This window comes from Bacillus sp. TH50, assembly GCF_016650565.1.
Lineage (GTDB): Bacteria > Bacillota > Bacilli > Bacillales > Bacillaceae_G > Bacillus_A > Bacillus_A mycoides.
The window spans coordinates 453,285-466,493 of the sequence record NZ_JAEKFM010000007.1 but is presented as its reverse complement, the minus strand read 5'-3'; the positions used below and the strand labels follow the sequence as shown (position 1 = coordinate 466,493).

The window sequence follows — 13,209 nt, the reverse complement described above, 5'->3', positions numbered from 1 at the left end:
TCCCCTCTTCCTTATATGAACAAGCCGACAATCACATCAATTACTTTAATTCCAATGAATGGAACGATAACTCCACCAAGCCCATAAATGAGTAAGTTTCGGCTAAGCAATGCATTAGAACTCATCGGTTTATACGCAATACCTTTCATCGCTAACGGAATTAGTAGTGGAATAATAACTGCATTAAATATTAATGCTGATAAAATCGCTGAAAGTGGCGATGTTAATTTCATAATGTTCAATGCTTCCATTTGCGGAATTGCTAATGTAAACATCGCTGGAATGATTGCAAAGTATTTTGCTATATCGTTTGCAATACTAAACGTTGTTAACGCACCACGCGTCATTAACAATTGCTTACCAATTCCTACAACCTCAATGATTTTTGTTGGATTCGAATCTAGATCAATCATATTCGCTGCTTCTTTCGCAGCTGTCGTACCACTATTCATCGCTAATCCAACATCCGCCTGCGCTAATGCCGGGGCATCATTTGTACCATCACCTGTCATCGCTACAAGTTTCCCTTTGTCTTGCTCTGCTTTAATAACTGCAATTTTATCTTCTGGTTTACACTCAGCAACGAATTCATCTACTCCTGCTTCCTTTGCAATTGTTGCTGCTGTTAACGGATTATCACCTGTACACATAACCGTTTTAATCCCCATTTGGCGCAATTGTTCAAAACGTTCACGCATACCAGGTTTCACTGTATCCTTTAAATATATTAAACCGTAAATACGATTGTCTACTGCAACTACAAGTGGTGTTCCGCCTTCTTTTGAAATCAAATCTGCTTTTTGATTCACATCTTTTGGAATCATCCCGCCTTGCGATTGAACCCATTCAATCACGGCACCAACAGCACCTTTTCTCACTTTCGTTCCATCCTGTAAATCAACACCGCTCATTCTCGTTTCTGCTTTAAATGGAACAAATTCACCTTGTTCTGCAATTTCTCTATTATATGATATAGATTTCGTTTGTACATATTCTATAACAGATCGACCTTCTGGTGTTTCATCTAAAACTGAGCTAATCGCAGCCCATTTTCCTACTTGCTCAATCGTTTCATTTCCTACTGGTAGCAGTGTATGTGCCATCCGGTTCCCGAAAGTAATCGTACCTGTTTTATCTAAAATAATCGTATTAATATCGCCCGCAGCTTCTACTGCTTTCCCTGACATCGCTAATACATTAAACTTTGTTACGCGGTCCATCCCAGCAATACCAATCGCTGATAATAACCCACCAATTGTCGTTGGAATTAAACAAACTAACAATGCTACAAGTACAGCTGTATCAATTTGAAACCCTAAATAGTTTGTAAAAACCGGCAACGTCACAACGACGATTAAGAAAATTAGAGTTAAACTCGTTAATACTGTGTTTAAGGCAATTTCATTCGGCGTTTTTTGACGCGCAGCTCCTTCTACTAAAGAAATCATTTTATCAATAAATGATTCGCCAGGGTTACTCGTAATTACAATCGTAATCTCATCACTTACGACCATCGTACCGCCTGTTACTGAACAAAAATCGCCACCCGCCTCTTTTATTACAGGAGCTGATTCCCCTGTAATTGCAGATTCATCGACAGACGCTAAACCTTTAATTACTTCACCATCATTTGGAATCATTTCTCCTTGTTTTACAATAACAATGTCACCTTTTCTCAGATCAGTTGCTGAAACTTGAACAATATCTCCATTTTCTTTTACAACATTTGCAAACACATCTTTCTTCGATTGTTTTAAAGAATCGGCTTGCGCTTTACCACGCCCTTCAGCTAAAGCTTCTGCAAAGTTAGCAAATAAAACTGTAAATAATAGAATGAGAGAAACTGTTATATTAAACCACCCTGGTACACTACTAGAACTACTTGGAAAAAAGGATAAAATTAACGTAATGATAAATCCAATTTCCACAACGAACATAATCGGATTCTTTATCATTACTTTCGGATTCAATTTCGCAAAGGATTGTTTCATCGCATGTGTCACGATATCACGATCCATCGTTTTTGCTTGTCTAACCTCATCTTCTACAGCATGTATTTGTGACTCATTTACTCTTTTTTCTTTTACTACTACCGGTCTCATCATTTACCCTCCATTACTTCAATGTAAGAAATTCTGCAATTGGGCCAAGTACTAACATCGGGAAGAATGTTAACGCACCAACAATTACAATTGTTCCAATAAAGATCCCTCCAAATAAACCATTATCCGTACGGAATGTCCCGACTGTTTCTGGTACTACCGTCTTCTCTTTCAGTGAAGCTGCAACAGCTAGCATCGTAATTAAACTGAAATAGCGTCCTAAAAACATAACTAAACCAGTCGTAATATTCCAAAACGGTGTATTATCCCCCAATCCTTCAAATCCAGATCCGTTATTCGCAGCTGACGATGTGTATTCATATACAACTTGCGTTAAACCGTGGAAACCTGAATGAGAAATTGCATCCGTTCCTAAGCTTGTTGAAAGAGCTAATGCTGAAAACCCTAAAATAAGCAATGGATGAAATAAAATCGTTACCGCAATCAATTTCATTTCCTTACCTTCAATTTTCTTACCTAAAAACTCCGGTGTCCGTCCAACCATTAACCCAGATATAAAGACTGCAATAATTGCATACATAATAATGTTCACAAAACCTGCTCCAACACCGCCGTATACTGTATTTAACATCATATTTACGAGTGGTACTAAACCACCAATTGGTGTTAACGTATCATGCATCGTATTCACGGCCCCTGTTTCAGCAGCTGTCGTCACTGTTGCGTATAGGGAAGAAAATACTGTTCCAAATCGGACTTCTTTTCCTTCTGTACTTCCTTGTACATGTTCGATACCCATTCCATTTAACACTGGATTTCCATGTAATTCAGATGTCGTAATCGTTATAAATCCTAGTAAAAACACCATAAATAGTGAAACGAAAAGGATGCGACCTTGTTTTTTATTTCCTACCATTCTTCCATACGTAAATGGAAGTGCTGTTGGCAATAACATCATAAGCATCATTTGCAAAATATTACTCATTTGCCCTGGATTTTCAAAAGGATGTGTAGAGTTTGCCCCGAAAAATCCACCGCCGTTATTTCCAAGTTCCTTAATTGAAACGAATGATGCAACTGGACCACGTAAAATACTTTGCTTTGCACCATCAATTGTTTGTGCCGTAACCGCTCCATCTAACGTTTGTGGTACACCAAGTGCGACAAAGACCAACGCCGCAATAAATGCGATAGGAAGAAAAACTCTCGTTAATGCTCTCGTAAAATCGACGAAAAAGTTACCGAGTTCTTTTCCAGCGAGTCCTCTTATAAAAGCCATAACGAGCGCTAACGTCGTTGCTGGTGCCGCAAACATTAAAAATGTAATCCCGATTAATTGTGATAAATAAGATAAGCCATTTTCACCGCTATAATGCTGTAAGTTTGTATCAGCCATAAAACTAATCGCTGTATTAAAAGCGAGCGTAGGCTCCATCCCTTCAATATGCGCTGGATTTAATGGCAATACGCCTTGTAATCTGAAAATGAAATATACGACAACAATCATAAATCCATTGAGTAGAACTAATGATAATGCATACTGTTTCCACGTTTGATTGTATCCTTTTACACCTGTAATTTTAAAAATAAGTTTCTCAAAAGGCCCGAATACTTTATCTAGCTTCTTGCTACCTTGAAAGGCTTTCTCTAAATAAATCCCCATTGGCTTTGCTACTAAAATAAACAAGAGCATTGTAATAATGACTGCAACCCAAATCATAATGAATGATTCCCCCTAATTAAAACTTTTCTGGATTTAATAATGCGTATACTAAGTACACCGTAATCGCTGCAACAATAACCGATAAGGCAATCATCATGATTGCTTCCCTTCCTTCACAACTTTATCTGACCAACTTGCAAGACTTGCCATCGATGCGACTAACCCAACAAAAATACCGATCATTACAACATCTAACATAACTACCCCTCACTTTTGTTAAATTTTACCATCCGGTTATCAAAAAAAGAACACTAAGCTCTACTTAGTGTTCGAAACGAACAACACAAAGTAAACCTCCTCTCTAAACGCTTACGAGGTTAGCTGTCGGATTCGGGCCTAAAGAGTAGCCCTACTTTCAAAATTGAAAGATTCACCCCAAGTGACAATGCACAAAATTGGTTCCCCCGCTCCATTTCTGGAACTCAGCGATTTTAGGTTTTTTTTGGAAATTTTATTAATGATTTATGAGAGTAAATATACTCCTCTAAATTTAACTTGTAAAGGGGTAAATTACTGAAAATAAGAAAATATCCATCTATTTAAGCGTTTACATTAGTTGTTATTAATATTTTTTCATCTGTTTTCTCGTCTTTCCTTTCTTTTTCACAGAAATGATCTTTTAAATACGAAATAAAAAGAGCGAATTACATGAAGTGCATAGCTTGTTGCACTCAGCATTCGCTCTTTTTTCATTCAACCTTTATTCTCCACGCAAAAAAGCACGCAAATTTCTCCCTCGAATATAAACTTGTGATAATTCCGCATGTAACTGCTCATATTCGGTAATATCCGCCTCTAAATACAAAACATCTTTTGATGGTAATATAATATATGGCCCTGGAAAAAGAGGATCGAGCACTACCAATTCGTGAACTCTCTCTACCGATATCGCCCAACGATTCGCTATATCTCCTAGTAACAACACTTTCATCTTCATTTCCCCCACCTTATTCAAAAAATAAAAAAGAAATATTATCACAGTTCGTAAACACTACAAATTTAGCTCCAATTGTTTCATAGAGCCTGGCCGGATAGCGTTTATTCTTTGTAACAACAGTAATAGGCGCTTGAAAAGAAAAACGAATGTGTTCTGTGAAGAAACTAACTATCGGAAGCTCATCCCCTAGTAAAATCACCTTCTTAATACGTGTGCAAATACTAGTAAAACCCTTCTCCTGATTACAGCTATAAGCTGATTCAAACCCATACTCTCTAACTTCATCCGCTATCTCTTCATTGGCTGTAAAAATAATTAACTCATGCTGAAATGCTACTAGCTCTCTTAAACTCTTTACCTTGTTTTTTTCTCCAACACAAATAAGTGTTAGTTCCATGTACCTCATCCTCCTTAGCATAAAAGAACTCAAACATAGATTGATATTCTCCTATACTAATCAGACCGATGAAGTGATGTATCCATCATGGCACCGTCCTCTCTCAAGACGCTTACGAAGTTAGCTGTCGGATTCGGACTTTGAGAGTAGCCCTACTTTCAACATTGAAAGATTCACCCCTAGTGACGACGCACAAATTGGTTCCTCCGCTCCATACATTTGGACTCAGCGTATTACAAAAAATGTATTCTGGCTGATATATTACTCCTGTATTTTGAAAAAGTAAACACAAAAAAAGCCAGTTAACAAACTGGCTTCTCGTATCTTTATACATGCGTCTTATTCAATTTATATGCAAAATGATTCGTCGGCCCATGACCACTTCCAATATTCAACGGCTCTTCAATCGCTATACTAATAAATCGTTTTGCTTCTTGAACCGCCTCTTCCATCAAGTAGCCTTTCGCAAGTCCTGCTGTAACTGCAGACGCAAATGTACACCCGCTTCCGTGCGTTTGTTTCGAAGGAATTCGCTCACTTCTAAATTCAATAAACTCTTCTCCATCGAAGAGTAAATCAATTACTTCATTACCTTGATATTCTGCATGTCCGCCCTTCATAAGCACATATTTAGCCCCTAATTCATGCAATACTTTTGCAGCTTCCTTACTATCTTCTACATTATGAATCTCCATTCCAGTTAACACTTCTGCTTCAGGCACATTCGGTGTGACAACAGTTGCTACTGGCAATAAATATTCTTTCAATGCTTGTACTGCTTCTTGTTGTAATAATGACGCACCGCCTTTAGCAATCATAACAGGATCTAGCACAATATTATTCCAGCCAAATTTCTTAATATGCTCTGCCACAATTTGAATAATTTCACTACTAAATAACATTCCCAGTTTCACAGCATCTGGCGTTAAATCCGTACCAATTGAATTCAGCTGCTCCGTAATCCCTTCTAAAGAAACAGGATATACCCCTTGAACGCCAAGCGTATTTTGAGCAGTAATTGCTGTAATAGCCGTCATTCCATACACACCAAGCTCTTGGAAAGTTTTTAAATCCGCCTGAATCCCAGCGCCGCCTCCGCTATCAGACCCTGCAATTGTTAAAGCTTTATTCACTTTCATCCCACTCATCCTTTTCTACCCAAAATAGCGATGATAAATTGTTTTCGCTTCGCTTATATCTTTCGTTCCATGTACAAGTACACGGCCATCTTTAAAAGCAACTAATCTCTTTTCTCCAACCGAAAATGATAATAAATATGGATTTACATTCAAATCATTCACGCGATCATTCAGCAATTTTTTATATTGTTCAAAATCCATTTCCTCTTTATGAGGTGGTCTAATTTGAACTGTATTTCTCCCGCATAACACTGCTGTTTTTGAAGTATTTTCCTTATTTAAATATGGATATACTGCCTGTTCACCACATGATAGACAATTATGTTTACGAAGCTTTCGCACATTCATACATGAATATTCATTTTTCCATACATCAAATGATACAAGCCCATCTCGAAGCGAGTCATAATCTTCTACTAACAGTTTAAGTGTTTCCGTTACTTGATGAGAAACGACAAGAGACACAGCAGGCGATATAATCCCCGCTGTATCACATGTCGCTCCGCCAAGCGGAATCGATTGTAATAAACAAGATAAACATGGCGTTTTTCCTGGAAGAATAGTATAAGAAAGACCGTAACTCCCTACACATGCCCCATAAACCCATGGAATAGAATATTTTTGCGATATATCATTCACAATGAAACGTGTTTCGAAATTGTCAGTCGCATCGATGATTACATCAACATTTGTAACGAGTTCTTCCAACTCTTCAGCCGTTACATCCTGAACGAGAGCTTCTACTCTTACTTCACTATTAACCTCTTCTAGACGTTTTTTTGCCGCTACAGCCTTCGGAAGATTATTCTCTACATCACTCTCTGCATACAATTGTTGTCTTTGCAAATTACTCCAATCGACATAATCACGGTCAACAATTGTTACTTGACCAACGCCTGCTCTTACAAACATCTCTGCATTTGCACTACCTAATGCACCTGCACCGATAATAAGTACATGCTTTTCTCCTAGCTTTTGTTGCCCTTCTTCCCCAATTGGAGAAAATAGTTCTTGGCGAGAATATCGATTATTCAACTACGCTCATTCCTTCTAAAGGACTACTTGCTGTCGCGCAGCGCTTACGTGCAATACGACCTGCTTCAAACCCTAATCGTCCTGCCTCAATACCTAATTTCATTGCGTATGCCATTTTAATAGGATCGTTCGCTCCAGATACTGCAGTATTTAATAACACACCATCTGCTCCTAATTCCATTGCAAATGCTGCATCAGCTGGACTACCAATACCAGCGTCAACGATAACTGGTACTGTCGCTTGTTCAATAATGAAACTTAAATTTAATGGATTTACAATACCAAGCCCTGAACCAATCGGTGATGCTCCTGGCATAATCGCGTGTACACCAAGTTCTTGTAATTTACGAGCTAATACAACATCATCAGATGTGTATGGTAGAACGATAAATCCTTCTTCTAGTAACATTTCAGATGCCTTTAACGTTTCTACTGGATCAGGTAATAACGTTCTATCATCACCAATAACTTCTACTTTTATCATGTCACAAAGTCCAGAAGCTTTTGCTAATTTTGCAATACGAACAGCTTCTTCAGCATTTTTTGCTCCTGCTGTATTCGGTAATAACGTATATTTTTTCACATCAAGTTTCTCTAATAAATTAGGCTGCTTCGCATCAAATATATCCATACGACGTACTGCGAATGTTAAAATCTCAGCCTCAGAAACATCAATTGCCTTTTGCTGCACATCAAAATCAGGGAATTTCCCTGTTCCTAATAAAAGTCTAGAATGAAATGAAAATTGTCCAATGTTTAACATAATCAACCGCCTCCTACGAAAGTTACAATCTCAATTTGGTCCCCATCAAAAACAGATGTATCGTTATGATCATCTTTTTGTAAAATATCTTTATTACGTTCTACTACAACAATTCTGTTATCTAACTCTAAATGTGTAAGTAGCCCAGCTACTGTTTTTATACTCTCTGGTACTTCAATTTGGTTACCATTAATTTTTAAATTCAAACTTCCATCCCCTTTCTAAACCGTTTTAGAAAGCAATGAATCTAGCAAGTGATTCTCCTGCTTTCCTTCTATTAAATCAGCCATATACTGACCAGAAACAGGACTTAATAAAATGCCGTTTCGATAATGGCCCGTACAAGCATATAAACCTTTTATTTCTTCATGCTCTCCCATATAAGGAGCTTCATGATTAGACTGCGGTCTTAACCCAGCCCACGTACTTTCCCATTCTGCTTCTTTTAAAGCAGGCAATATTGTGTAGGCACGCTCTAATATGGAAGTAATACTTTCTGGTTGTACAGACTTATTAAACGTATGAGGCTTCATTGTTGCCCCAATTACGTAACGGCCACCACGTTTCGGTGTAATATAAAAACGTTCTTGGAAAATAGGGGCTTTCAAGAGCGGTTTCTTGCTTCTTACTGCAACAACTTCACCCTTCACAGGATACGTGCCCCAGTCACTATGGAAATAATGTAGTAATTTCGTACTCCATGAGCCTCCAGCGATAACGACTTTTTCACATGTGATTACACCTTCACTCGTAACAATTCCAGTCACTTTATTATTTTCAATACGAATATTAAACACTTCTGTTTGTTCATATATATCAGCACCGGAAATTGCTGCAGAATGTGCGAATGCTTTCGTAAGCTCTGGTGCAATAACTTGACCATCTTTCGGATAATATACAGCCCCTATAATTGACTCGGAAAGAAACGGCTCTTTTTCCCGTAAATGGTCCCCCGTTAGAAATCGGGAATCTTCACCTGTTTTCTGCTGCCAATCCATAATATGAAGAATTCTTTTCTTCTCATCTTCATTTTGAGCGATGCGATAAATGCCCTTTTCTTCATACCCAATATCGATGCCTGTTTTTTCACGTAAAACTGCTGCAAGTTGTGGAAATATAGCACGGCTTTCTCTAGCAAGCTCAAACAACGGATCATATGCATCCCATTCTGCCTGAACACCGAGCAAACCAGCAGCTGCTTTCGAAGCTTCAGATGCGATTCTTTGCTTCTCTACAATCGCTACTTTATGCCCTCTTTCTGCTAGAAAGTGTGCAACTGAACTACCAATTACACCTCCGCCAATAATCGCTACATCATACTTCTTACACATGTTTTTCCGCCCACTTTCTTATTGATTCCTTATAAGATTTCGCCTTGCTATACGGATTACTACTGCTTATAATCCCGGACATAACAGCAATGCCACTTACACCATTTGCAAGAACATCACCTGTATTTTCAGGGGTAATCCCACCAATTGCAGTTATTGGTATGGATAAACAACTTGCCATATGAGCAATTTCTTCTAATCCTCTCGCTGGCACACCTTTTTTACAATCTGTCGGAAATACATGACCATAAACGAGTGAATCTGCTCCATTTTTAAATGCTACTATCGCTTCATCTAGCGAATGTACTGAATAACCGACATGCAAATAAGAAAACTTTTCTTTTACTAACCTTACATCTGCGCTTCGATATCCTAGCTGAACACGCGGAATATTTAATAGAATAGCAATATCAATTCGATCATTTATCACTATCTTCGATGCTGGAAAGCCTTTCCCCAAAAGACTTTCCACACCTTCATACAATTCCTTCGTACTTTTCTCACGCTCACGAATATGCAAATAATCGATCTCACTCTCAATTTGCATCGCTACATTCACTAACTCTTCGAATGGCATATGGCCATTTGAGATTACATGGAGCTCATTTTTCATATTCATTCGCCTACTTTAAAATGTTTTCAAATAATTCATCGGCTGGAACGATTTCTTTCGTCATTCCTTTGTCTTTCAACCATTTGTTTTGTTTCTCCCATGACTCTTTTGAATCCGATAAGAATGGCTCATCTTTCGTTTCCATCTTCTCTAATAAAATTTTCATACTTTCTTTTTCAACTTCTGGTACAAGCGGGAAGTTTTCTTTTTCTTGATGATCTAATAAAATATTTAATGCTTCATCGGGTTTTTTCTTCATAAAGTCATACCCTTTTTGTGCCCCACGTAAAAAGGCTTGCAATGCTTCTTTATCTTTTTTCAACGTTTTATCACCCGTTACAAACACAAGCTCATGATAGTTCGGTACACCATAATCTGCTGGATTAAAGTATGCTGGTTCATGACCTTCATGACGCATAACAGGTACTTCATGGTTAATGTATGCCCCTGTTACCGCATCCACTTTTTTCGTAATTAATGCTGGTACTAAATCAAAGCCAACATCGACTACTTTCACTGTATCTGGATTACCACCAGCTTCTTTTACCATCGTTTTTAAATACATCTCACTTAAAGGTGTTCCAGAATATCCAACTGTTTTCCCCTCTAAATCTTTTGGCGATTGAATGCCTGCTGACTTCAGTGATACAACATGATTTAATGGTGAACGTACGACAGCTCCAATTGATTTCACTGGAATTTGTTCATTTACTTTTGCCATGACAACATCTGGTTGATAATACAAACCAACTGTCACTTTCCCTGCTGCCGCTAGCGTTAATGGATCAGTCGGATTAGAAGGGAATTTAATATTCACCTTGACTCCTTCTTCTTTAAAGTATCCTTTTTCAATTGCCGTATAAATAAAGCTATGTACCGCATTCGGGTACCAATCAAGCATTACTGTTATTTCTTTTTCTGATTTATTCTTATCTGATGCCGAGTTACTCGAACATCCTGCAATCATTGCAACTAATAATGTAAACACAAAGATGCGTTTTAATAATTTCATGAATGTTTCCTCCAACTAATAAATTTCTTTTCTAATATCGAAACAAGTATGACGAAGAAAATAGCTAATAATGATAACAATACAATTGGTGCAAATACACCAGCTCCGTCTAACTGCGTCATCATTCTTTTACTGAAATATCCAAGCCCAGCTTGTGCACCGAGCCATTCACCAATCGCTGCCCCAATAACGCTAAGTGGTATCGCAATTTTTAACGCTGAAAAAAAATAAGGAAGAGCAGATGGCAACTTTAGCTTTAGAAAAACATCTTTTTTCGTTGCACCATATGTAACTAATAGCTCCTCCCATTCTTTTTTCGTACTGCGCAGTCCATCATACGTATTGACCGCAATTGGGAAAAACGTAATTAAAACGGTAACAACAACCTTACTCCAGATGGTATATCCAAACCATAAAACGAAGAGCGGCGCAAGCGCAGTAATCGGGATTGTTTGTGAAGCAACTAATAACGGATAAAATGCTCTTTCCATCCACGTACTCGCATTCATTAACATTGCTAGCCCTACGCCCAGTACGATAGAAATAACAACGCCTATTAAAACGACGTATAACGTTGCAGGTAAATGAACCGTAAATAATATATCTTTCAGCGCCCATATCTTCATTACAATTGCAGAAGGTGATGGCAAAATGTACATCTCATCTACAATTCTTGCTCCTACTTCCCACAGAGCAAGTAAAATTCCACTTAATATAAGGGCAGGTAATAACTCCTTCAAGCGATTCATCATACGAGTACCTGCCTTTGTAACATACTAAGGAGCTCTTCTTTAAGCGCTAACACTTCAGGCTTATATAAATCTTTTCTTGTTCGGTTACGATCAAGCGGCACAATTCGCTCAGTTAAAGTTGCTATCGGTTGATTTTCTACAACCAAAATTCGATTAGAAAGAAACAATGCTTCTTCAACATCATGAGTGATAAATAAAATTGTTTTTTCCCACTCTTTCCATTGTTCAAACAACCATTCTTGCAAAGATGCCTTCGTTAAAGCGTCCAATGCGCTAAACGGTTCATCTAACAATAATATCTCCCCGCCTGTTAATAAAGTTTGGATAAAAGATACGCGTTGCCTCATACCACCAGATAAATCTTTCGGATATTTTTTCTCGTACCCTTGTAAACCAAATTTATGTAACAGTTCTTTCGCTTTTACTTGCGCTTCTTTCTTCTGCACACCTTGGCACTCTAGCGGCAGGGCAGCATTCTCAATAATCGTCCTCCACGGCAAGAGCATATCTTTTTGGGGCATATACCCTACAGGATGACTCTTTGTTTTTGTCAGCTCTATCTGTCCAGTACTTGCCTCTTCTAAGCCTGTAATAAGGCGAAATAAAGTACTTTTCCCGCATCCACTCGGCCCGATAATACTTACAAACTCTTTATCTTGTATAGAAGCATTTAATTCATTGATGATTGGTTTCTCATCATAATGAAAGGTAACATTATGAAACTGTAGTATGTTCTTGCTCCTCAAAACCCCACATCTCCTTACGATAAGCCATATCCCAGAATAAATATTCAAATCGGCTGGAATATAAGAAAATCTCCTCTAATCGGTCTAGCTCTTTCTCTGACTTTCCAACTGCCATTTCATTTAATAAATCTATTAACCAAATACAAAGGTTACCGTATTCTTCAGAACAATATCCTTGAATCCACTCTCCAAAGAACTCATGATCTCTTGCTCCAGGAATATCATTTAAACGCTTTCCGATCTCCCAATAGCTCCACATACATGGAAGTAAAGCTGATATTAATTCTGCAAGTGTGCCATTTTGAGATACAGACATCATGTAATTTGTATAGGCTAAATTTTTAGCAGATGGTTTCGCAGATTCTATCTCCTCTACAGTAATGCCAAGTTTGTTTGCATACTGTTTATGGATCGTCATTTCTCCATTTAAAATCCCATCAATTTGCTCTGCAAATTTTGCCATAACTTGTGGATTCGTTGCCTTTACAACCCCAATTGCATATAGCTTTGCATAATCTAACAAATATAAATAATCTTGAATAATATAGTACTGGAATTTGTCTTTTTCCAACGTACCATCCCCCATACCTACTACAAACGGATGATTATGACTTTTCTCCCAAACAGGCTGCACCGTATCAAATAATCTTTCACAAAATTTCATTAATAATTCCCCTTCCTATATATCTATTTATCTC

The 13,209-nt window shown here is 37.9% G+C and carries 16 protein-coding genes and 2 riboswitches; all 16 genes read right to left on the bottom strand.

All coding sequences use genetic code 11. From position 1 onward, the window contains the following. Positions 1–11: 11 nt before the first annotated feature. On the bottom strand, positions 12–2,102 hold the full coding sequence (kdpB, locus tag JFU23_RS19475; RefSeq protein WP_201032502.1) for a potassium-transporting ATPase subunit KdpB: 2,091 nt from the start codon (positions 2,100–2,102) through the stop codon (positions 12–14). 13 nt (positions 2,103–2,115) lie between these two features. Further along, a complete protein-coding gene (gene kdpA / locus JFU23_RS19470) occupies positions 2,116–3,783 on the bottom strand; it encodes a potassium-transporting ATPase subunit KdpA (protein ID WP_201032501.1) in 1,668 nt (555 codons plus the stop codon). 19 nt (positions 3,784–3,802) lie between these two features. Further along, positions 3,803–3,883 carry a K(+)-transporting ATPase subunit F gene (gene kdpF / locus JFU23_RS19465; RefSeq protein ID WP_000972378.1) on the bottom strand — a complete coding sequence of 27 codons (81 nt, stop codon included), beginning with the start codon at positions 3,881–3,883 and terminating at the stop codon, positions 3,803–3,805. After that, entirely contained in the window at positions 3,880–3,984 is a 105-nt protein-coding gene (locus tag JFU23_RS19460; protein ID WP_000887888.1) for a SipW-dependent-type signal peptide-containing protein, read from the bottom strand. Before JFU23_RS19460 ends, kdpF begins: the two co-directional genes overlap by 4 nt. A gap of 94 nt (positions 3,985–4,078) precedes the next feature. Beyond that, positions 4,079–4,224, bottom strand: a riboswitch (cyclic di-AMP (ydaO/yuaA leader). Positions 4,225–4,486: 262 nt separating this feature from the next. Then, entirely contained in the window at positions 4,487–4,717 is a 231-nt protein-coding gene (locus tag JFU23_RS19455) for a hypothetical protein (protein ID WP_016101779.1), read from the bottom strand. Between the two features lie 16 nt (positions 4,718–4,733). Next, positions 4,734–5,120, bottom strand: a complete 387-nt coding sequence (locus JFU23_RS19450; RefSeq protein WP_201032500.1) for a hypothetical protein — start codon at positions 5,118–5,120, stop codon at positions 4,734–4,736. 93 nt (positions 5,121–5,213) lie between these two features. Beyond that, positions 5,214–5,361: riboswitch (cyclic di-AMP (ydaO/yuaA leader) on the bottom strand. Positions 5,362–5,446: 85 nt separating this feature from the next. Continuing rightward, complete coding sequence (gene thiD, locus JFU23_RS19445) at positions 5,447–6,268, bottom strand: bifunctional hydroxymethylpyrimidine kinase/phosphomethylpyrimidine kinase (protein ID WP_201032499.1); 822 nt, start codon at positions 6,266–6,268, stop codon at positions 5,447–5,449. A gap of 6 nt (positions 6,269–6,274) precedes the next feature. Next, on the bottom strand, positions 6,275–7,294 hold the full coding sequence (locus JFU23_RS19440; protein WP_201032498.1) for a thiazole biosynthesis adenylyltransferase ThiF: 1,020 nt from the start codon (positions 7,292–7,294) through the stop codon (positions 6,275–6,277). Continuing rightward, positions 7,287–8,057 carry a thiazole synthase gene (gene thiG / locus JFU23_RS19435; RefSeq protein WP_002186754.1) on the bottom strand — a complete coding sequence of 257 codons (771 nt, stop codon included), beginning with the start codon at positions 8,055–8,057 and terminating at the stop codon, positions 7,287–7,289. Before thiG ends, JFU23_RS19440 begins: the two co-directional genes overlap by 8 nt. A 2-nt stretch (positions 8,058–8,059) precedes the next feature. Further along, positions 8,060–8,263: a sulfur carrier protein ThiS gene (thiS, locus tag JFU23_RS19430; protein ID WP_002010653.1), complete on the bottom strand. Its 204-nt coding sequence runs from the start codon at positions 8,261–8,263 to the stop codon at positions 8,060–8,062. Positions 8,264–8,278: 15 nt separating this feature from the next. After that, positions 8,279–9,388, bottom strand: a complete 1,110-nt coding sequence (gene thiO, locus JFU23_RS19425) for a glycine oxidase ThiO (RefSeq protein WP_061675216.1) — start codon at positions 9,386–9,388, stop codon at positions 8,279–8,281. Continuing rightward, entirely contained in the window at positions 9,381–10,001 is a 621-nt protein-coding gene (tenI, locus tag JFU23_RS19420) for a thiazole tautomerase TenI (protein WP_016101785.1), read from the bottom strand. The genes thiO and tenI overlap by 8 nt, the downstream gene beginning before the upstream one ends. Before the next feature lie 10 nt (positions 10,002–10,011). After that, positions 10,012–11,013 (bottom strand): ABC transporter substrate-binding protein, encoded by a 1,002-nt coding sequence (locus JFU23_RS19415; RefSeq protein ID WP_201032497.1) that lies wholly within the window; start codon positions 11,011–11,013, stop codon positions 10,012–10,014. Continuing rightward, a complete protein-coding gene (locus JFU23_RS19410) occupies positions 11,010–11,762 on the bottom strand; it encodes an ABC transporter permease (protein WP_002029858.1) in 753 nt (250 codons plus the stop codon). Before JFU23_RS19410 ends, JFU23_RS19415 begins: the two co-directional genes overlap by 4 nt. Continuing rightward, complete coding sequence (locus JFU23_RS19405) at positions 11,762–12,511, bottom strand: ABC transporter ATP-binding protein (protein WP_201032496.1); 750 nt, start codon at positions 12,509–12,511, stop codon at positions 11,762–11,764. The genes JFU23_RS19410 and JFU23_RS19405 overlap by 1 nt, the downstream gene beginning before the upstream one ends. Then, on the bottom strand, positions 12,480–13,175 hold the full coding sequence (tenA, locus tag JFU23_RS19400) for a thiaminase II (RefSeq protein WP_201032495.1): 696 nt from the start codon (positions 13,173–13,175) through the stop codon (positions 12,480–12,482). Before tenA ends, JFU23_RS19405 begins: the two co-directional genes overlap by 32 nt. Between the last annotated feature and the right edge of the window lie 34 nt (positions 13,176–13,209).